Raw genomic sequence first — 20312 nt, 5'->3', positions numbered from 1 at the left:
GCACCGGGTCCGCTGGTGACCGGTGAGCGGGACCAGCATTCCCTACCAACATGGTGGGACACCCCTTCGGTGCTCACCGATGGTGGTCGTACGCTGTCCGCCATGGTCAGCACCCCACGCATCCGCACACTCGTCACGGCCGGCGCGGTCCTGCTCGCCGTCGCCGCCTGCGCCCCGCAGGACGAGCCCGCTCCCCAGCCCTCCGCCACCGGCGCCACCGACTGCGCGAAGGAGAACCTGCGCACCCAGACACCCGGCAAGCTCACCATCGCCACCGACGAGCCGGCCTACCAGCCGTGGTTCGTCGACAACAAGCCCGACAACGGTGAGGGCTTCGAGTCCGCGGTGGCGTACGCGGTGGCGGAGAAGCTGGGCTACGCCCGCGACGACGTGGTCTGGACCCGGGTCAAGTTCGACTCCGCCATCGCGCCCGGACCCAAGACCTTCGACTTCGACATCAACCAGTTCTCCATCACCGAGGAGCGCAAGCAGGCGGTCGACTTCACCGCGCCCTACTACCTGGTGCGGCAGACCGTCATCGCCCTGAAGTCCTCGAAGATCGCCGGCAAGACCACCCTGGCCGACCTGAAGGGCGCCAAGCTCGGCGCCCAGGTCGGGACGACCAGTTACCAGGCGATCGTCGACCTGGTGCAGCCCACGGTCGAGCCGCAGGTCTACAACAGCAACGACGACGCCAAGAAGGCCCTGCAGAACGGTCAGCTCGACGGCCTGGTCGTGGACCTGCCCACCGCCTTCTACATCACCGCCGCGGAGATCGACGACGCGGTGATCGTCGGGCAGTTTCCGCAGGTGGGCACCCCCGAGGCGTTCGGGCTGCTGTTGGACAAGGGCTCACCGCTGACCGGCTGCGTCAGTGGCGCGGTCGAGCAACTGGCCGCCGACGGGGTGCTGAGGCAGTTGGAGCAGCAGTGGCTGGCCCAGGTCGCGGGAGCCCCTGAACTCACGTGAGCACCATCCCGTACGTCCCCTCGCCGGCCCAGCGGGCCCGTGAGGAGTACCGGCGCCGGCAGACCGTCCTGAGCGTGCTGATCGCCGCCGCCTCCACGGCGGCGGTCGGCACGCTGCTGGCGTTCGCCGTGACCGGGGCACCCGGCTGGGACCGGGTACGCCAGTCGTTCCTCGACCCGCAGATCGCCCGGGACGCGTTGCCCCGGGTGCTGGCCGGGCTCTGGCTCAACGTCCGGCTGCTGGTCTGCTGCGCGGTCGCCGCGCTGCTGCTCGGGCTGTTGATCGCGATCCTGCGTACCCTGCGCGGGCCGGTGTTCTTCCCGATCCGGGCGCTGGCCACCAGCTACACCTACACCTTCCGTGGCCTGCCGCTGATCATCGTGATCTACGTGCTCGCCCTGGGTACGCCCGGCCTGCGACTCCAGGGCATGCCGTCGGTGCTGGTGCTGGGCGGGGCGGCGCTGGTACTCACCTACTCCGGGTACCTGGCCGAGGTGTTCCGCGCGGGCATCGAGTCGGTGCACCCCAGCCAACTCGCGGCGGCCCGCTCGCTGGGGCTGACCTACCGGCAGACCATGCGGCACGTGGTGCTGCCACAGGCCGTCCGGCGGGTCGCCCCGCCGCTGCTCAACGACATCGTCGCGATGCAGAAGGACGTCGGGCTGGTCGCCCTGGCCGGGCCGATCGACGCGGTCCGGGCCGCGCAGATCGCCACCGCCCAGACCTTCAACTTCACGCCGTACATCGTGGCGGGGGTGCTCTTCGTGCTGCTCGCCATTCCGCTGATCGCGATCACCGACCAGGTGACGCTGCGGGCGGCCCGACGCCAGTCCGGAGGCTGAGCATGGACGTGTTGCGATGCCAAGGGCTACGCAAGGTCTTCGGTGACCAGGTCGTCCTCGACGGGCTCGACCTGACCGTGGCCGAGCACCAGGTGGTGGCCCTGATCGGGGCGTCCGGTTCGGGCAAGTCGACCCTGCTGCGCTGCGTCAACCTGCTGGAGGAACTGCACGACGGGACGATCGAGCTGGACGGCGAGGAGATCTCCGCGCCCGGCGTCGACCCCGACAAGGTACGCCGCCGGATCGGCATGGTCTTCCAGTCGTACAACCTCTTTCCGCACCTGAGCGTGCTGGACAACATCACCCTCGCGCCGCGTCGGGTGCACGGCCGCTCCCGGCGGGAGGCCGAGACCCGCGCCCGGGAACTGCTGGATCGGGTGGGGCTGGGGGCGAAGGCCGACGCCTACCCGGACCGGCTCTCCGGCGGCCAGCAGCAGCGGGTGGCCATCGTCCGGGCACTGGCCAACTCGCCCCGACTGCTGCTGCTCGACGAGGTCACCTCGGCGCTGGACCCGGAGCTGGTCGGTGAGGTACTGACCATGATCCGCGACCTCAAGGCCGACGGGATGACGATGGTGCTGGCCACCCACGAGATGGGCTTCGCCCGCGACGTGGCCGACCAGGTCTGCTTCCTCGACGCCGGCCGGGTCGTCGAATCGGGTCCGCCGCAGCAGGTGCTCGCCGACCCCACCCACCCCCGGACCCGCCAGTTCCTGGCCCGCATCATCGAAGCCGGCCGCCTCTGAGGCGCCGGGGCCGACGGGCGGAGCCGCCGCGCACCGTGACATCAGTCACCGGTGCGGGTCGGCAGGTACGTACCCTCGTTTGGGTACAAACCACACCATGACGACGTCCCTAGAGGTAGCCATGCCCAGTACCGCGCCCGACCCCGTCGACGTCGCCCGCCTGCGGGAGGTCCTCGACGGCCAGTGGGCCGGGGTCCGCGCCGCACACCGCGACAACCTCGACGCACGCTTCCTTCCGGTCTACGGGGAGAGCGGCGATCAGGCCCGCGAGCGGATCAGCCGGCTGCTCACCGAGCTGCCCGTCGAGCTGGGGACGTCGGCGGCCTTCCCCGCCGAGTACGGCGGCAGTTCCGACATCGGCGGCTCAATCGTGGCCAGCGAGATGCTGGCGCAGGTCGACCTGTCGCTGATGGTCAAGGCGGGCGTGCAGTGGGGCCTGTTCGGCGGCGCCGTCGTGGCCCTCGGCACCCGGCGGCACCACGACGCCTACCTGCGGGACATCATCTCGGGCAAGATCTTCGGCTGCTTCGCGATGACCGAGACCGGTCACGGCTCCGACGTCCAGCAACTGCGCACCACCTGCACGTACGACCCGGACACCCAGACCTTCGATTTGCACACCCCGCATCAGGCGGCCCGCAAGGACTACATCGGCAACGCGGCCCGGGACGGCCGGCTGGCGGTGGTCTTCGCCCAGCTGGTCACCGACGGGCGGCGGCACGGCGTGCACGCCTGGCTGGTGCCGATCCGCGACGCGCAGGGCAACCCGATGCCCGGCGTGACGATCGGCGACGCGGGCCCCAAGGCCGGCCTGCTCGGCGTGGACAACGGACGGCTCAGCTTCGACCACGTACGGGTGCCCCGGGACATGCTGCTGGACCGGTACGGCCAGGTCGCGACCGACGGCACCTACTCCAGCCCGATCGCCGACGACTCCCGGCGCTTCTTCACCATGCTCGGAACCCTGGTCCGGGGCCGGGTGAGCGTGGGCGGCGCCGCGTCGGCCGCCACCAAGATGGCGTTGACCATCGCGGTCCGCTACGGCGACATCCGGCGCCAGTTCAGCGCCCCCGACGCCGAGCGCGAGGTGCTGCTCAACGACTACCTGGCCCATCAGCGCAAGCTGCTGCCCGCACTGGCCACCACGTACGCGCTGCACTTCGCCCAGGCCGAACTGGTCGCCGCGGTGAGCGAGGTGCAGGGCGGCGACGGCCCGGTCGACGAGCACCGGCAACGGGAACTGGAGTCCCGGGCCGCCGGCCTCAAGGCCGCGCAGACCTGGCACGCCACCCGCACCATCCAGATGTGCCGCGAGGCGTGCGGCGGGGCCGGCTACCTGGCCGAGAACCGGCTGCCCGGTCTCAAGGCCGACACCGACGTCTTCACCACCTTCGAGGGTGACAACACGGTGCTGCTGCAACTGGTGGCCAAGGGGCTGCTCACCGGCTACCGGGACGAGTTCGGCTCCCTGGACGGCTGGGGGCGGGCCTCCTTCGTCGCCGAACAGGTCCGCGAGATGGTGCTGGAGCGCACCGCCGCGCGGTCGCTCATCGAGCGGCTCGTCAGTGCCGTACCCGGCCGTGACGAGGAGGTCGCCGTCACCGACCGGGGCTGGCAGCTCAAGGTCTTCGAGGACCGCGAGCGGCACCTGCTGGACGGGGCGGTCCGGCGGCTGCGCAACGGCGCGAGCACCAAGAAGGACCGGCCCTTCGACATCTTCAACGACGTCCAGGACCACCTCCTCACCGTTGCCGCCGCACACGTCGACCGGGTCACCCTGGAGGCGTTCGTCGCCGGCATCGCCAGCACCACCGACCCGGCGGTCAAGGCGCTGCTCTCCCGCGTCTGCGACCTGTACGCGCTCACCGTCATCGAGGCCCACAAGGGATGGTTCCTGGAACACGGCCGACTCACCCCGGCCCGCTCGAAGGCGATCACCGCCGTGGTGAACGGCCTGCTCAAGGAGCTACGCCCGCAACTGCGCACGCTGGTGGACGGTTTCGCCATCCCCGAGGCGTGGCTGCACTGCGCCATCCTGCGCGAGGAACCCGACCGGCAGGAGGCGATGGCCGCCCACGACGCCGGCCGGTGACCGCCAACTTCCCGACTGTTCGGTAACGGACCGTAGAACGTCGATCGCTGCGCGGTGCAGCACTCTGGGGCGACACCCTCATCGACGGGAGACCCCTGGTGATCTGGATCATCGAGAGCAAGAGCAAGCTGAGCCGGGTGTTCGCGGCCGACCTCAAGCGCCTGCGGGCCAACGCGGCGGTCGCGGCGCACGTCACCCGGTCCGTGCTGAACAGCACGATCGCCCAGATGCAGACCCCGCTCGCGCCGGCGCTCGCACCCGGCGAGCCGGTCCTGGTCCTGGCCCACTCCGGGTACGACGTCGACCCCCGCAGTCAGCAGGAGGCCCCCTGGGTCGGCGGGCGATGGCTGGACGAGTTCGCCCAGGACGTCGCGCTCAAGTTCACCCCCGCCGGCCTCAGTGGCCGTACCCTCTGGTTCCTCGTCTGCCACACCGGAAACGACGTCACCACGCTGGCCAACCACCTGGCCGCCGCCGGGGTGAACAACGTGACGATCTACATGCCGACGGACTTCATGTACATCAGCAACACCGGCATCCCCCACGTGCTGCTGAGCGAGGCCGACCTCGAATCCGTCAACAAGGACGTCGCCAGGTGCGACAGCGACTACCTGAGCATCCAGGGCTCGCAGCCCACCGGCAGCTACTGGGCCGGCTGCACGATCAACGGGCAGGTGGTCACCAAACTGCCCACCTCGGCGGTCGAGGCCGCCGTCCAGGCGCAGTTCGACCCGAGCGAAGAGGAGGCCTGAGCGTCGGGCGACCGGGGACCGAGTGGTGGTCCCCGGCAACTACGGCGTCAGCACCCGCCCAGAAGCTCTCTTCGTACCCGCGTACACCCTCTCGTTGCCGGGCGGGTGACGGCGGTCAGGCGCCGAAGCCGACGCGCTGGTTGCCGGCGGTGGCGACCTGGCGGATGGCCAGGGCGGCGTCCAAAGCCGCCACGGTGGCCGCCCAGCCCTTGTCCTCGGCGGAGCCGGGCAGCCCGGCCCGGTCGCGGGCCTGCTCGATGGTGTCGACGGTGAGCACCCCGTGCGCCACCGGCTTGCCCTCGTCCAGCGCGATCCGGGTCAGCCCGTCGGTGACCGAACGGCAGACGTAGTCGAAGTGCGCGGTGGCACCGCGTACCACCACGCCGAGCGCGACCACCACGTCGCAGCGGCGGGCCAACGCCTGCGCGACCACGGGCAACTCCACCGAGCCGGCCACCCGGGCCACCACGGCCCGCGCGCCGCACGCCTGCGCGGCGGCGACCGCCCGGTCGAGCATGTGGTCGGTCAGTTCGCCGTGCCAGCGGGCGGCGACCACGCCCACCGTCATTCCCGACGCGTCGACCGGGGTCGTCCCCGGCTCACCGAAACCCGCCATCTGTCCTACGCTCCGATCTCGTTGCCGGCCACCGGGCGACCCATCGGCGCCTCGGCCGCCTCGTCCACGTCGAGCAGGTGTCCCATCCGGTCCCGCTTGGTACGCAGGTAGCGCACATTCTCCGGGTGCGTGCGCACCGGCAGGCTCTCCCGGCCGGTGACGGTGAGCCCGTAGCCCTCCAACCCGGCCCGCTTTGCCGGATTGTTGGTCAGCAGCCGCATCGAGCGCACCCCGAGGTCGTAGAGGATCTGCGCGCCGGTGCCGTAGTCACGCGCGTCGGCCGGCAGGCCGAGATCGAGGTTCGCGTCGACCGTGTCGCGGCCCTGGTCCTGCAACTGGTACGCCCGCAGCTTGTGCAGCAGCCCGATGCCCCGCCCCTCGTGGCCGCGTACGTAGAGCACCACGCCCCGCCCCTCGCGGGCCACCCGGTCCAGGGCGGCGTTGAGCTGCGGACCGCAGTCGCAGCGCACCGAGGCGAAGGCGTCCCCGGTCAGGCACTCGGAGTGCACCCGTACCAGCACGTCCCGGCCGTCACCGAGGTCGCCCATCACCAGCGCCACGTGCTCGGCCGAGTCGTACTCGCTGCGGTAGCCCAGCGCCCGGAACACCCCGTGGGCGGTGGGCATCCGGGCGTCGGCGACCAACTGGACCTGCTTCTCGGTGCGGCGCCGGTAGGCGATCAGGTCGGCGATGGTGACCAGGGTCAGCGAGTGCTCGGCACAGAACTTCTCCAGGTCCGGCAGCCGCATCATGGTGCCGTCGTCGTTGACCAGTTCGCAGAGCACCCCGGCCGGACGCAGCCCGGCCAGCCGCGCCAGGTCGACGGCCGCCTCGGTGTGCCCGGGACGGCGCAGCACGCCACCCGGGCGGGCCCGCAACGGCACCACGTGCCCGGGCCGGGCCAGGTCGGCCGGGCCGGTCGCCGGGTCGGCGAGCAGCCGGATGGTGTGCGCCCGGTCGGCCGCGGAGATGCCCGTGCTCACCCCCTCGCGGGCGTCCACCGTCACCGTGTACGCGGTCTGCCGGCGGTCCTGGTTGGTGTGGTGCATGGGTGGCAGGTCGAGCCGGTCGCACTCGCTCTCGGTGAGCGGTACGCAGATGAAGCCGGAGGTGTGCCGCACGGTGAAGGCCAGCAGTTCCGGGGTGGCCAGTTCGGCGGCGAAGATCAGATCGCCTTCGTTCTCCCGGTCCTCGTCGTCGACCACGACGACCGGCCGGCCGGCGGCGACGTCCGCCAGGGCCTGCTCGATGTCGGCGAAGCGGCTCATGCCGGCACCTCCTCTCCGTCCGGGCGGGCACCGAGCAGCCGCTCGACGTACTTGGCCAGCACGTCGATCTCCAGGTTGACCGGGTCGCCCACCGCTCGGGTGCCGAGCGTGGTCAGCGACAGCGTGGTCGGGATCAGTCCGACCGCGAACCAGTCGCCACCCACCTCGGCCACGGTCAGCGACACCCCGTCGACGGTGATCGAGCCCTTCTCCACGACGTATCGGGACAGCGCGGCGGGCAGCCGGAACCGGACCGTCTCCCACTGCTGCGCCGGCTCACGCGAGAGCACCTCGCCCACCCCGTCGACGTGGCCCTGCACCAGGTGGCCGCCGAGGCGACTGCCGAGCGCGGCGGCCCGCTCCAGGTTGACCCGGTCCCCCGGGCGCAGCGTGCCCAGCGCCGAGCGGCGCAGCGTCTCGCCCATCACGTCGGCGGTGAACACCCCGCCGTCGGCCTCGACCACGGTCAGGCAGACACCGTTGACCGCGATCGAGTCGCCGTGCCGGGCGTCGGAGGTGACCAGCGGGCCACGGATCGCCACCCGGGCCGAATCCTGCGCGGTCGGGGTGACCCCGACGACCTCGCCCTGTTCCTCGACAATGCCGGTGAACATGCCTAGCCCTCCCTTTTGCGGGGCAGTGCGGTGATCCGCAGGTCGGGTCCGACCTGGGTGACGTCGCTGATCTCCAGGTCGATGGCCTCGGTGATGGTGGTCACGCCCGCGTCGACCAGGGCGGCAGGTCCCGCGCCGAGCAGCCGGGGGGCGAGGTAACCGACGACCCGGTCGACCAGGCCGGCGGCGAGGAACGCCCCGGCCAGCCGAGGGCCGCCCTCCAGCAGCACGGCCCGTACGCCCCGGGTGTGCAGCGCGGCCAGCAGCGCGGGCAGGTCCACCCCACCGTCCGGGCCGGCGCCGACCTCGGCCGTGGTGGCGATCCAGGTACCGGCGGCGCCGTCGCGGACCTGGGCGTCGATCGGGGTACGCCCGGCCGAGTCGACCACCACCCGCAGCGGTTGCCGGATGGCCAGGCTGCCGTCGCGCAGGTTGCGCACGGTGAGCCGAGGGTCGTCGGCGAGGACCGTGCCCACCCCGACGATCACCGCGTCGACGGTCGCGCGGAGCGCGTGCACGTCCATCCGGGCCGCCTCGGAGGTGATCCACATGCTGGTGCCGTCGGCCGCCGCGGAGCGGCCGTCCAACGTCGCCGCGTACTTCCAGATCACGTAGGGCCAGCCCCGGCGCATCGCGGTCAGCCAGGCGATGTTGCCGCTCTCCGCCTCGGTGGCGCGTACTCCCAGGTCGACCCGGACCCCGGCGGCCCGCAGCGTGGCGGCCCCCCCGGCCGCCACCGGGGTCGGGTCGGGCACCGCGATGACCACGCGGGACACTCCCGCCTGCACCAGCGCGGAGCTACAGGGGCCGGTGCGGCCGGTGTGGTCGCAGGGTTCCAGGGTGACCACGGCCGTGCCGCCCTTCGCCCGATGACCGGCCTGGGCCAGCGCGACGATCTCGGCATGCGGTCCCCCGGCGTACGCGTGGAAGCCCTCGCCGACCACCTCGCCGTCGGCGTCGAGCAGCACACAGCCGACCACGGGATTGGGACTCGTCGTGCCGAGCCCTCGCGCCGCGAGTTCGATCGCGCGACGCATCGCCTCGTCAACGGAGACGCTCGCCATCGCCCAGCCCTGCCCTCTCGCTGTCAAGGCGCGGGCGGGGAGACGGGACAGCCAGAGCGGCGGAATCCGGGTACGGCGCAGCCGCCCCGGCGGGAAGGGTGCGCACGCTGAAGCCCAACGAGCAGCCGACCCTTCCGTTCCGCGCGCTGTCTCCCATCCGGACTGTCTGGGCGCGGACGAACCGCACCCAACCGTCGGCCCCGGATTCTCACCAGGTCCACCGGGCGGACGAACCGCTCCCGGGTCGCGGGCTTACCACGGTCGGACCGTGGATCACCGCCGGTTCGGAATTACACCGAGTCCCGCCAGCGCGTGGTGGGTACTAGAGGAAAGTCTTACACGTCGACCGGGTGGTTTCGCCACCCCGGCGAGCTACTTCACATGACGGTGGTTCGGGTCGCCGACCCCGCGCCGACGGTCCACCGCCACGTACGAGCCGGGTTGGCTCTTGGCCACCGTTTTCATCTCCGAGGCGATGGTCATCGCCTCAAGAGGGCTGGTCAGGCGCTTGTCGGCGTCGGAGATGGAGACCCCGATCGAGAGGGTGACCAGGGCCGCGCGACGGATGTTTCCGCGCCGATCCTTCAACTCCACGTAACCGCGTTCCCGGTCGGTGGGATCGTAGAGGGCGTCCGCGGCCTTCTCGAAATCTGCGGAAACTCGTGAGGTGAGTGGCAGCACCTGGTCCGGGGTGCAGACGAAGACGAAGTCGTCACCGCCGACGTGACCGAGGAAGGCCGGCGGCAGCGCCACCGAGACCACCGCCCGGTGCAGGCTGCGGGCCAGCGCGGAGATGAAGTCGTCGCCCCGGGAGAACCCGTACCGGTCGTTGACGCTCTTGAACCGGTCGATGTCGATGTAGCCGACCGCGTAGTCGGCGCCGCTGCGGACCCGGTCGGCGATCTCCCGACGGATCCGGCTGTTGCCGGGCAGGCCGGTCAGCGGGGAAACCTCGCGGAACTCCTTGTTGCGCCGCAGCGTCGAGGTGACCCGGGCCAGCAGTTCCAGGGTGTCGAAGGGCTTGACCAGATAGTCGTCGGCCCCGGCGCTGAGCCCGTTGACCTTGTCCTGGGTCATGCCCTTGGCGGTCAGCATGATCACCGGTAGGGCCGCGGTCATCGGGTCGGCCCGCAGCCGCCGGGTCAGTTCCAGGCCGTCCACCCGGGGCATCATCAGGTCGACCACGGCCAGGTCCGGGCGCTGGCGTTCGATCACGTCGAGCGCCTCCTGCCCGTCACTGGCCAGCAGCACGTCGAAACCGTGCAGCCGCAGGTTGAACTCGACGAAACGGGCGATGTCCTCGTCGTCGTCGACGACGAGGATCACGTCCTTGCGGTCGTCGGCGGGCTCCACGTCAGCTCCCGTCAGCCGCGCGCTCCGCCAGCTGCCGCAGCCGGCGTACCGCCTCGGCGGGATCGTCGGCGCCGTAGACGGCGGTGCCGGCGACGAAGGCGTCGGCACCCGCCGCGGCGGCCTGCTCGATGGTGTCGGCGGCGATCCCGCCGTCGACCTCGATGCGCAGTTCCAGGTGGCCGGCGTCGACGTGCCGGCGCGCGGTGCGCACCTTGTCGAGCAGCTGCGGGATGAACCGCTGGCCGCCGAACCCGGCCTTGATGGTCATCACCAGCAGCGTGTCGAAGCTGGGCAACAGGTCGAGGTACGGCTCGATGGGGGTGTCCCGGTCGATCGCCAGTCCCGCCTTCGCCCCGGCCGCGCGCAGGTCCTTGGCCAGCGCCACCGGATCGTCACACGCCTCGGCGTGGAAGGTGACGTTGTAGGCCCCGGCGTCGGCGTAGCCCGGCGCCCACCTGCGCGGGTCGGAGATCATCAGGTGGACGTCGAAGGGCAGTTCGGTGGCGGCGCGCAGGCTCTGCACCACGGGCAGCCCGATGGTCAGGTTCGGCACGAAATGGTTGTCCATCACATCGACGTGCAACCAGTCCGCGGCGTTCTCGACGGCGCGGACCTCTTCGGCGAGACGGGCGAAATCGGCGGCGAGGATGCTGGGCGCGACGATCGGCGGCGGTACGGTCACAGGGCCAGTGTACGAACGCGGCCACCAGCCGCTGGCAGCACGGCACCAACCGGGACGCCCTGTGACCCAGAGGTGACCAATGGTGCAGAATGGCACCCTTCGGACCGTTGGCGCGGTACGAAGGTGGTTCCCGACTGGCCAGATGGCCGAATCACGGCAACACTCCATCGGGGACGGTGACGGTAACGTGCAGCCGGTGCGGGAGCCGACAGCCGGGCAGCGGCTTCCGGAAAGGGCGGACGATGCGACGGTGGCTCGCGGCGCTGGCGTTGGGCAGCGTGGCTGTGCTTCTGCTGAGCGGCTGTGTACGGCCGGGTGGTACGGACGGCGACCTCACCAACAACTGGCCCGCGCTGCGGACACCAGCGATGTTCGTCCCGGCCACCGACGCCTGCCTGCCGCGAGTCACCGCGGTCGTGCAGGCGAGCACCTACGAAACGGTGGACTGCGCCCGCAACCATCTCGCCGAGGCGGTCCACGTCGGCGCGTTCACCGGGCCGGCGGCCGACGGACCACGACCCGAGCCCGGGTCGGCGGCCCTGCGTACCGCTCGGGCCGAGTGCGACCAACGGGCCCGGTTGGTGCTCGGCGGTGACTGGCACATCGCCCGCCTGACGCTGAACATCGCGCTGCCGTCGGTCTCGGCCTGGAACGGCGGCGCACGGTGGTTCCGCTGCGACCTCAGCGAGACCGACAGCATCGACAACACCAGACCGGTCAACCGCACCGGCAGCCTGCGCGGGGCGCTGATCGGCGACGCACCCCTGGTCCACCGCTGCTTCGACCCGAAGCTCATCGGCAACAGCCTGAACTACATGGCCCCCGTGCTGTGCACCGAACCACACGGCGCCGAGTTCGTCGGGGTCTACATCGAGCGGGACATGACCTGGGAAGAGTTCACCAACTCGGCCAGTCAGGCCCACAAACGCTGCATGGAACTGATCGCCGCGTACGCGGACGTGCCCAACAACTCCGACCTGCCCTACCGCGCCGGCTCGATCTTCTATCCGCCCTCCCAACGAGAATGGGAGGAGGGCGACCGTGGCGTCCGCTGTATCTTGTGGAGCGACGACCGCAAGCTCACCGGTTCGATGCGCGGGGTCGGCCCGCAGGGACTACCGGTGACCTGAGCAGGGTGCCGTATGCTGCCGCTGCGCGTGCCGCGGGCTGCGCGAGCGCGCGGGCGGGAGGTCGACGGGGATGCGACGGTGGCGCACCGGGATCGCGCTGGGCACGGTGGTCACACTGGCGCTGGCCGGCTGCACGAGGCCGGCCGGAACGGACGGTGACCTGATCAACGACTGGGCGCCGATGGCCGCGCCCTCGGTGTTCACCCCCGCGCCGCAGACGTGTCACGCCCAGCCGCAGGAGATCGGCTACCTCAGCGCGTACGCCCCGGTGGACTGCGATCAGCCGCACCGGGCCGAGACCCTGCACGTCGGTACGCTGCCGCCGGTCGACGCGGCGGCGCCACCGACCGCCGGCAGCACCCAGATGCGCACCGCGTTCACCGAGTGCGACCGGCAGGTGCGTGCGGCACTGGGCGCCGACTGGCGTACCGGCCGGATCGGGCTCAGTGTCCTCTTTCCCTCACCCGCGGCGTGGGGCGGCGGAGCACGCTGGTTCCGCTGCGACGTCCACGAACTGCGCGGCCTGGACGTCCCGGTCCCGGTACGCCGCACGGCCAGCCTGTCCGGAACCCTGTCCGAGGCGTCACCACTGCGGCACGGCTGCTTCAACGCCAAGACCAAGGGCGACGAGGTCACCGAGATGGTCGCCGTCCGGTGCACGGCCCGCCACCGGGCCGAGTTCGTCGGCGTCTGGTCGGCCCCGAACAGCAGCTACCAGGCGTTCCTGGACAACACCGAGCGGGCCCACCGGGGCTGCCGCGGCATGATCGCCAAGTTCGCCAAGGTGCCGGACGACAACAACCTCCAGTACCGCGCCGGCACCATCTTCTACCACCCCAGCGAGGACGAGTGGCGCAGCGGTAACCGGGGCGTGCAGTGCTTCCTGTGGAGCAGCGACCGCCTCCTCACCCGCTCGATGAAGGGCGCCGGCAGCCGAGCCCTGCCGGTCAGCTGACCGGCAGGGCTTCGCCGTCAGCCGCGCCGCAGCAGGGCGAGGAACATGGCGTCGGTACCGTGCCGATGCGGCCACAACTGCACCGTCGGGCCGTCCCCGAGCCCCGGCATGCCCGCCGGCAACAGCGGCCGGGCGTCGACGAAGTCCACCGGGGTGCCGCAGCGGCGGGCCGCCTCGGTGACCGTCACGTGGGTCTCCACGGTGTGCGGCGAGCAGGTCACGTAGGCCACCACGCCGCCCGGGCGGACCGCCCGCAGCCCGGCGGTGAGCAACTCACGCTGCAACCGGGTCAACGCCGGCAGGTCGGAGGGCTGCCGGCGCCACCGTGACTCCGGTCGGCGGCGCAGCGAACCCAGGCCGGTGCACGGTGCGTCGACCAGCACCCGGTCGAAGTGCCCCTCGGGCAGCTTCGGCTCGGCGCCGACCAGCCGGCCGTCGGTGTTCAGCACGGTCACCGGCAGACCCCGGGTGGCCTTCTCGACCAGCCGCGCCCGGTGCTCGGCCACCTCCACCGCGGTCAACCGCGCGTCGCGCTGCGCCGCGAGCGCCCCGAGCAGTCCCGACTTGCCACCCGGACCGGCGCACAGGTCGAGCCAGCGGCCGTCCGGGCCGTCCAGGGGCGCCACCGCGAGGGCGTTGGCGACCAGCTGGGAACCCTCGTCCTGGACGTGGGCGCGGCCATCGGCCACCGCCGCCAGGTCGCCGGGTGAACCACCACCGAGATAGACGGCGTACGGCGAGAAGGCACCCGGGGCGCCTCCGGCGGCGTCGGCGAGCTCGACCGGGTCGGCGAGACCCGGACGGGCGCACAGGTGCACCGGTGGGCGTTCGTTGTCCTCGATCAGCAGCCGGGCGGTCTCGCCGAGGTCGCCGCCGAGCACCTCGGAGAACGCCCGAACGATCCACTGTGGATGGCTGTAGGCGAGGGCGAGGTGACCGATGGGGTCGGTCTCCATCGACGGCGCGAGGCGGGACACCCACTCGTCCGTGTCGTGTGCGGCGACCTCGCGCAGCACCGCGTTGGCGAACCCGGTGGCGCCCTGCCCGACCATGCGGACCAGGTCGACGGTCGAGGATACCGCCGCGTGCGCGGGCACCCGGGTGTGCAGCAACTGGTACGCGCCGATGCGCAGCGCGTCGCGTACCGGCGGGTCGATGCGTTGCACGTCCCGGCCGGCGGCGGCGGTGAGGATCGCGTCGAGGGTGCCGAGGTGGCGCAGCGTTCCGTAGGTCAGCTCGGTGGCGAAGGCCGCGTCCCGGCCGACCAGGCCCTCGTCGCGCAGGATCGCCGGCAACACCAGGTTGGCGTACGCGTCGTCCCGGTTGACCGCGGCGACAGCCTGGTACGCGGCGTAACGGGGGCGGTCCGCCGCCGGGCGCGCGGCGCGCGGGCCCCGACGGTCGGTGCCCCGGTGGGCAGCGGTGTCCCTCACGCGAGCACCTCCCCGGCACTGACCCGGGCGCCGCGCGCCCAGTCGGTCGCCGGCATGGCCCGCTTGCCCGCCGCCCGCACCTCGCCGAGGCGGATCGGCACGGTGGCCGTACCGACCAGCACCCGTGCCTTCTCCACCAGCAGTTCACCGGGCTTGAGCGCGGGGGCGTCGGGCGCGGGGACGACCATGCCCAGTTTCACCCGCTCGCCCCGGAAGGTCGTCCACGGTCCCGGTGCCGGGGTGCAGGCACGGATCCGGCGGTCCACCGCGAAGGCGGGGTCGGACCAGCGGACGCGGGCGTCCTCGACGGTCAGCTTCGGTGCCAGGGTGACCCCGTCGGCGGGCTGCGGCTCGGCCCGGGCGGTGCCATCCTCCAGGGCGTCCAGCACCGCCACCAGCAGCGCGGCGCCGGAGTGGGCCAACCGCTCAAGCAGGTCACCGGAGGTGTCGGCGGGCCGGATCTCGTCGGTGAGCGTGCCGTAGACCGGGCCGGTGTCCAGCCCTTCCTCCAGCTGGAAGACGCTGGCGCCGGTGAGTTCGTCGCCGTGCAGCACCGCGTGCTGCACGGGAGCGGCGCCCCGCCACGCGGGCAGCAGCGAGAAGTGCAGGTTCACCCAGCCGTGCCGGGGAATCTCCAACGCGACCGGCGGCACCAGCGCCCCGTAGGCCACCACCGGTGCACAGTCCGGGGCGAGAGCACGCAGCCGGTCCAGGAACTCCGGCTCACGCGGCCGGGCCGGGGTGAGCACCTCGATGCCGTGCTCGTCGGCCCAGGCACCGACCGGGGAGCGGACCAGACCACGCCCCCGACCGGCCGGAGCATCCGGCCGGGTGACCACGGCGATCAACTCGTGTCGGGACTCGGCGACCGCGGCGAGGGCGGGGACGGCGACGGCCGGAGTGCCGGCGAAGATCACGCGCACCCGGTCACCGCCCCAGGCCGAAGGGGCTGCCGGCGGTGTGCGGGCTCAGCTTGACGGTGGGCGGGGCGGCGGCGTCGTACCACTCGGCCTGGCGGATCGCCTTCATCGCCTCCTTGCGACCGGCCGAGTCCAGCCGGTCGATGAACAGCACCCCGTCGAGGTGGTCGGTCTCGTGCTGCACGCAGCGGGCCATCAGGCCGGTGCCGACGATCTGTAGCGGGTCCCCGTGGCCGTTGAAGCCCTTGGCGATCACGTTCTGCCGGCGCTTGGTGTCGAAGTACAGCCCAGGAATGGACAGGCAGCCCTCCGGGCCGTCCTGGTCCTCCTCGTCGGGGAACTCCAGCACCGGATTGACCAGGTGACCGAGCACGTCGTCGACGTCGAAGGTGAACACCCGCAGGCCCACACCGAGCTGTGGCGCGGCGAGACCCGCGCCGCTGCTGTCACGCATCGTATCGGTCAGGTCGGCGATGAGCTTGCGCAGCTCGACGTCGAAGTCGACCACCGGATCGGCCGGCGTGCGCAGCACCGGATCTCCGAACAGACGGATGGGCTGGACGGTCACGCGGGTTGACTCCTTAACGGCAGGAAGGTAATGCCGTACCAGTCTACGGAGTGCCCGGAGCCGTCCCGGCCGGCGCATCGAGATCGGCGACCGGCACCGGCTCACCCACGGTGATCGGCAGGCTGTCGTACCCGCGCAGGGTCAACCGGAGCCGACGTCGGGGCGTACCGGCCAGGGCCAACTCGGGCAGCCGGCGCAGCAGCCGGGAGAAGGCGACCTGCCCCTCCAGCCGGGCCAGGCCGGCGCCGAGACAGTAGTGCGGGCCGGCGCCGAAGGAGAGCGGGTTCAGCAGCGCCCGCCACGGGTCGAAGCGATCCGGGTCCGGATAGCGCCGGGGATCCCGGTTGGCGGCACCGAGCAGCAGCAGCACCCAACTGCCGGCGGGCAGCTCGACCCCACCGGCCCGCAGCGTCTCGCTGTTGCTCCGGCTGGTCAGCTGCACCGGCGAGTCGTAGCGGAGCAGTTCGTCGACGTACGCCGGGGCGTGCTCCGGGTGGCCGGCGCGGGGTGAAGGCCCCGGCAGCGAGGCGACGCATCCGGCTGTGGTCGGGCGGGTTGGTCTCCAGCATCGACCGGGCGATCGTCGACACGGCCGGGCTGTCCCGCCAACCCGGCAGGAGAATGTCGCGCAGCCGGTCGTCGGAGACCCGCATCCGGGCGTCCCGGAGCAGTTCGTCGGCCTCGGCGTAGCCGGTGACCGCGTACATGCCCGGACCGGCCTCGACCACCGGCCCGTGGGCGCGCAGGCGCTCGTACGCCGGGTAGGGGTCGACGCGTCCCTCGGGTGACATGAGCGACGCGAGCGCCTGCGCAGCGTCCATGATGGCCTCCCCGGTGTGCCGCCGGCCCCCCATCATGCCCGCCCCCCGCCACCCGGCGGCAGTCCGCCCGACGGTGCCCGGGGCGCGACGGCAGGTGGTCAGCCGGCGCTGCCGGGCTCCCCCGCCAGCACCGCGTCGCCGGCGAGCAGGGCGTGCTCCGGCAGCGGCAGGCGGATGCCGTGGGCCGCCTCCCAGTCGTGGATCAGGCTGGGGCGGACCTGCGCGGCGAAGTAGTCGATCGCGCTCGTCGCACCCACCACGGGCTCGTCGACCTCGGCGACCAGCCGGCCGGGTACCAGCCGGAATCCGCTCTGCAGGGCGGCACTGAGCCGGCGGTGCCCGTTGACCACGAAGAAGTACTCGCCGGTGAAGCCCAACTCCAACGGCTCCAGAGCCGCCTCGCCGGCCGTGGCCACCTCGCCGACGTACGTCGAGTCCCACAGCCCCCGCAGGCCGGCGACGTCCTCGGTCGGGTAGACGCGGGCCGGATCGAGCAGCAGCAGCGGCGGTGCGGCGTGCAGCACCTCGGGCGCCAGCCGCCCCTCGTACGCGTCGATGATGCGCTCGATCACCTCGTCGGCGGGTGCCCGGGTGGTGTCGCAGATCAGGTCGTAGTTGCGCAGCCGGGACTTGTCCACCCCGTAGCGGACCAGGAACCGGCCACGCTCGCTCTCGCTGCGCTCCTTGAGCTTGGCCTTGGCCTCCTCCAGCGAGATGTAGCTCTCCGCCGGCCCGGAGGGGCGCAGCAGCACCCGCCGGGCCGCCTCGCCCGGCTCGGTGATCATGTGCACCTTGAGCGCGTGGGTGAAGAAGTGCCAGGCCAGCCGCGAATCCATGACGAGACTCTCACCGGAGGCGGCGATGTCACGCTGGAGCTGGTCGACGTAGCCGTCGACGGCCTGGTCCAGCTCGGCGTGCAGATTGAGCTGGAGCGCGGTCATCTGGCGCTCCTGAGCCATCTGCCGGTAGAGGTCGCCGACGCTGACCCGGCGCAGCCCGAGCCGCTTGGAGATTTCCACCGACACGGTGCTCTTGCCGCTGCCGAGGTCACCGTTGAAGACGATCGACTGACGAACGGTCACGAGTGGTCCACCCCTGATCACCGGCTGATTGGATGCATCGATATCGCGCCGGATCGACGCGGTCGCGCCGTACCGCGACAACCCCTGCTCTGCGCGTCTGCCGCCGGGCCGTGACCTGGAGCTGTCGTACGCCCCGGCATGACGGGCGACTCTATCACCTCCGGCGCGGCGGACCCGAAGACACGACCGGTGACGGAAACATCAGCACAAGGCGTCGCGGAGCGTTCACATATGGCGACATTCACGCGCGACAGGACCTCACACAGCGTCACCGGATGGCGTCAGAACAACGCCAGCGGGTCGACCTGAAGCCGTACCGGATCGACCGCCTTGCGGGCGCTGCGCACCCCGGCCGCCGCGTGCAACGCCTCAGCCAACGCCGCGGCCCGGGCCCGAGGCACCCGAACCAACATCCGTTCCCGCTCACCGTCGGCCGGTACCGGACCGAGCAGTTGCGCCCCGTCCGGCAGTCTCGCCTGCGCCAACAGATCGGCCACCGCAGCCGGCGGACCGGTCAGGCTGGCCATCCGCACGGCCGGCGGGAACCCGAGTTCCCGCCGCTCGGCCAGTTCCCGGGCGGCGAACCAGGCGGGATCCCACCGCAGCAGAGCCTGTACCGGGGCGAGCGCGCCATCCGCGACCACCACCACCCGACCCCCCGCCGCCGCCGGCCGCGCCAAGGCGGCCGCAGCCGCCCAGCGGCGCAACGTCTCCTCCCCCGCGCGCAGGTCGGTCCGGGTGAGCAGGGCCCAGGTATCCAGCAGCAGCACCGCACCGTAGCCGCCCGCCGCGACCGGTTCGGCGCCCGGAGTGGCGATCACCAGTCCGGCGCCACCGGGGACGTCCGCCAGCACCTCCTCCCGCCCCGAGGTCCGCACCGGCACACCGGGAAAAGCCCGGCCAAGCTCCTCGGCGGTACGCCGGGCCCCGGTGACCGAGGCCCGGAGCCGCCGCCCACCGCAGTGCGGGCAGGCGTACGCGGCCGCCACCCGACCGCACCACCGGCAGGCGGGGGTACCACCGGACGACGGCAGCGCCAGCGGCCCCGCGCAGTGCGGACAGCGCGCCGGCGTACGACAGTCGGCGCAGGCCACGGAGGGTAGGTAACCCCGCCGGGGCACCTGCACCAGGACCGGAGACTCCGCCCGTAACGCCTCCCGGGCGGCGGTCCAGGCCAGGCTGGGCAACCGGGCGGTCGCCGCAGCCGGGTCCCGGGCCAGTTGGGGGTCGTCGCCGGTCGGGGCGACCGCCGGGGTACGCGCCCGCAGCACCTCACGGGCGGCCACCACCTCGCGGGCCCACCCGGTCTCCACCAGCAGTTGCGCCTCGGCGGTCCGGACGTAGCCACCGACCAGGGCCGCGGCGCCGTCGAGTTGGGCGCGGGTGAGCAGCACCTCACGGGCGTGCGGGTACGGCGCTCTCGGCTCGGCGTGCAGGTCGTCGCCGTCGTCCCAGATGGCCACCAGCCCCAGCCGGGCCACCGGGGCGAACATGGCCGCCCGGGTACCGATGACCACCGGGACATCGTGGTGGCGGGCGGTGAGGAAGGCGCGGTACCGGCGGGCGGGCCCGAGCGCGGCGGACAGGCACACATGCCGGTCCGGTCCGAGCGTGGCGGTCAACGCCGCGTCCAGCCGGTCCAGGTCCCGCCCGTCGGCGACCACGACGAGCGCACCCCGACCGGCGGCCACGGTGGCCGCGACCGCGGTGGCGTACCGTGCCGCCCAGTCCTCACCTGGCAGCGCCGACCAGACGGCCCGGGGCGGGCGTCCGTCGGCGAGCGCCCGCAACAGCGCCGGCCCGGCCGGGTAGTCCCGCCACCCACCCGGGTCCGGCGGGTCGACCGGTCCACCGCCGACGGCGCGGCCGTGGGGCAGTTGGTCCGCCAGGACGTCGCCGGCCTCGGGTCCCGCGCCGGCCCCTTCGGCGGTGGCGGCGGCGGCCTCCCCCGGCTCGACGGCGGTGGTGGGCTCCGCAGCGGCGGCGGTGGCTCCCGTGGTGGCGGGCTCGGCAGCGGCGGCGGTCTCCGCCGGTTCGGCGGTGGCGGCGGCTCGCGCGAGGAAGTCCTTCTCGACCCGGGCGTGCCGGGGTGGGATCGCCAGGCGCAGTACGTCGGCCAGGCTGCCGGCGTACCGGTCGGCGACGGCCCGGGCCAGCCGGGCCACCTCGGGGGCGAGCACCGGCACCGGCGAGACCACCTTCTCCAGGTACGCCAGCCGGGGATGATCGGACCGGTCGACCCGTTCCAGCAGCCACCCGTCAACCTGCTGGCCGGCGAAGCGCACCTTCACCCGCACGCCGGGCAGCGCGTGGGCGGCCAACGCCTGCGGTACCAGGTAGTCGAAGGGACGATCCAGGTGCGGCAGTGGCACGTCGACACAGACACGAGCGACCGGCGACCCGTC

Annotated in this window: 18 protein-coding genes, 1 pseudogene and 1 riboswitch; of the genes and pseudogenes, 7 read left to right on the top strand and 12 right to left on the bottom strand. The window is 72.4% G+C overall.

Features of this window, described 5'->3' with window-relative positions; genetic code table 11:
• Positions 1–102: 102 nt before the first annotated feature.
• From E0H26_RS20645 to E0H26_RS20625, 5 genes are all read left to right on the top strand, one after another.
• The gene (locus tag E0H26_RS20645) at positions 103–969 is read left to right on the top strand and encodes an ABC transporter substrate-binding protein (RefSeq protein ID WP_131306200.1); all 867 of its coding nucleotides are present in this window, start codon (positions 103–105) and stop codon (positions 967–969) included.
• 5 nt (positions 970–974) lie between these two features.
• The gene (locus E0H26_RS20640) at positions 975–1811 is read left to right on the top strand and encodes an amino acid ABC transporter permease (protein ID WP_420812861.1); all 837 of its coding nucleotides are present in this window, start codon (positions 975–977) and stop codon (positions 1809–1811) included.
• Between the two features lie 2 nt (positions 1812–1813).
• Positions 1814–2557, top strand: coding sequence for an amino acid ABC transporter ATP-binding protein (locus E0H26_RS20635; protein WP_131306194.1), 744 nt, complete (start codon positions 1814–1816; stop codon positions 2555–2557).
• A gap of 121 nt (positions 2558–2678) precedes the next feature.
• Positions 2679–4649 (top strand): acyl-CoA dehydrogenase family protein, encoded by a 1971-nt coding sequence (locus E0H26_RS20630; RefSeq protein WP_131306324.1) that lies wholly within the window; start codon positions 2679–2681, stop codon positions 4647–4649.
• Between the two features lie 98 nt (positions 4650–4747).
• On the top strand, positions 4748–5401 hold the full coding sequence (locus tag E0H26_RS20625) for a hypothetical protein (protein ID WP_131306188.1): 654 nt from the start codon (positions 4748–4750) through the stop codon (positions 5399–5401).
• A 115-nt stretch (positions 5402–5516) separates the two neighbouring features.
• Here E0H26_RS20625 and ribH read toward each other — a convergent pair whose 3' ends face one another.
• The 6 genes from ribH to rpe all read right to left on the bottom strand — a co-directional run bounded on the left by ribH (position 5517) and on the right by rpe (position 10998).
• A complete protein-coding gene (gene ribH, locus E0H26_RS20620; protein ID WP_131306185.1) occupies positions 5517–6017 on the bottom strand; it encodes a 6,7-dimethyl-8-ribityllumazine synthase in 501 nt (166 codons plus the stop codon).
• Between the two features lie 5 nt (positions 6018–6022).
• The gene (locus E0H26_RS20615) at positions 6023–7285 is read right to left on the bottom strand and encodes a bifunctional 3,4-dihydroxy-2-butanone-4-phosphate synthase/GTP cyclohydrolase II (RefSeq protein WP_131306182.1); all 1263 of its coding nucleotides are present in this window, start codon (positions 7283–7285) and stop codon (positions 6023–6025) included.
• Positions 7282–7899 carry a riboflavin synthase gene (locus tag E0H26_RS20610; protein ID WP_131306179.1) on the bottom strand — a complete coding sequence of 206 codons (618 nt, stop codon included), beginning with the start codon at positions 7897–7899 and terminating at the stop codon, positions 7282–7284. The genes E0H26_RS20615 and E0H26_RS20610 overlap by 4 nt, the downstream gene beginning before the upstream one ends.
• Before the next feature lie 2 nt (positions 7900–7901).
• Positions 7902–8963, bottom strand: a complete 1062-nt coding sequence (gene ribD / locus E0H26_RS20605) for a bifunctional diaminohydroxyphosphoribosylaminopyrimidine deaminase/5-amino-6-(5-phosphoribosylamino)uracil reductase RibD (protein ID WP_131306176.1) — start codon at positions 8961–8963, stop codon at positions 7902–7904.
• Positions 8964–9104: 141 nt separating this feature from the next.
• Positions 9105–9277, bottom strand: a riboswitch (FMN riboswitch).
• 58 nt (positions 9278–9335) lie between these two features.
• A complete protein-coding gene (locus E0H26_RS20600) occupies positions 9336–10316 on the bottom strand; it encodes a response regulator (RefSeq protein WP_131306173.1) in 981 nt (326 codons plus the stop codon).
• A 1-nt stretch (position 10317) separates the two neighbouring features.
• On the bottom strand, positions 10318–10998 hold the full coding sequence (rpe, locus tag E0H26_RS20595) for a ribulose-phosphate 3-epimerase (protein ID WP_131306170.1): 681 nt from the start codon (positions 10996–10998) through the stop codon (positions 10318–10320).
• 242 nt (positions 10999–11240) lie between these two features.
• Here rpe and E0H26_RS20590 point away from each other — a divergent pair, with 242 nt between their 5' ends.
• Both E0H26_RS20590 and E0H26_RS20585 read left to right on the top strand, forming a co-directional pair.
• Positions 11241–12128 (top strand): septum formation family protein, encoded by an 888-nt coding sequence (locus E0H26_RS20590; RefSeq protein ID WP_131306167.1) that lies wholly within the window; start codon positions 11241–11243, stop codon positions 12126–12128.
• Between the two features lie 70 nt (positions 12129–12198).
• Positions 12199–13083 carry a septum formation family protein gene (locus E0H26_RS20585; RefSeq protein WP_131306165.1) on the top strand — a complete coding sequence of 295 codons (885 nt, stop codon included), beginning with the start codon at positions 12199–12201 and terminating at the stop codon, positions 13081–13083.
• Positions 13084–13100: 17 nt separating this feature from the next.
• Here the strand turns inward: E0H26_RS20585 and E0H26_RS20580 are convergent, their stop codons facing one another.
• From E0H26_RS20580 to E0H26_RS20555, 6 genes and pseudogenes are all read right to left on the bottom strand, one after another.
• Complete coding sequence (locus tag E0H26_RS20580; RefSeq protein ID WP_420812860.1) at positions 13101–14558, bottom strand: RsmB/NOP family class I SAM-dependent RNA methyltransferase; 1458 nt, start codon at positions 14556–14558, stop codon at positions 13101–13103.
• Entirely contained in the window at positions 14513–15439 is a 927-nt protein-coding gene (gene fmt / locus E0H26_RS20575) for a methionyl-tRNA formyltransferase (RefSeq protein WP_131306159.1), read from the bottom strand. Before fmt ends, E0H26_RS20580 begins: the two co-directional genes overlap by 46 nt.
• A gap of 4 nt (positions 15440–15443) precedes the next feature.
• Complete coding sequence (def, locus tag E0H26_RS20570) at positions 15444–16004, bottom strand: peptide deformylase (RefSeq protein ID WP_240742278.1); 561 nt, start codon at positions 16002–16004, stop codon at positions 15444–15446.
• A 43-nt stretch (positions 16005–16047) separates the two neighbouring features.
• Positions 16048–16825: pseudogene (locus tag E0H26_RS20565) on the bottom strand (cytochrome P450).
• Positions 16826–16923: 98 nt separating this feature from the next.
• The gene (locus E0H26_RS20560; RefSeq protein WP_131306156.1) at positions 16924–17907 is read right to left on the bottom strand and encodes an AAA family ATPase; all 984 of its coding nucleotides are present in this window, start codon (positions 17905–17907) and stop codon (positions 16924–16926) included.
• A 281-nt stretch (positions 17908–18188) separates the two neighbouring features.
• Complete coding sequence (locus E0H26_RS20555) at positions 18189–20279, bottom strand: primosomal protein N' (RefSeq protein WP_131306153.1); 2091 nt, start codon at positions 20277–20279, stop codon at positions 18189–18191.
• Positions 20280–20312 lie beyond the last annotated feature (33 nt).

The sequence above is a fragment of the Micromonospora zingiberis genome (assembly GCF_004331455.1).
Taxonomy (GTDB): Bacteria; Actinomycetota; Actinomycetes; order Mycobacteriales; family Micromonosporaceae; genus Micromonospora; species Micromonospora zingiberis.
This window is presented reverse-complemented; position numbering and strand designations above follow the sequence as displayed.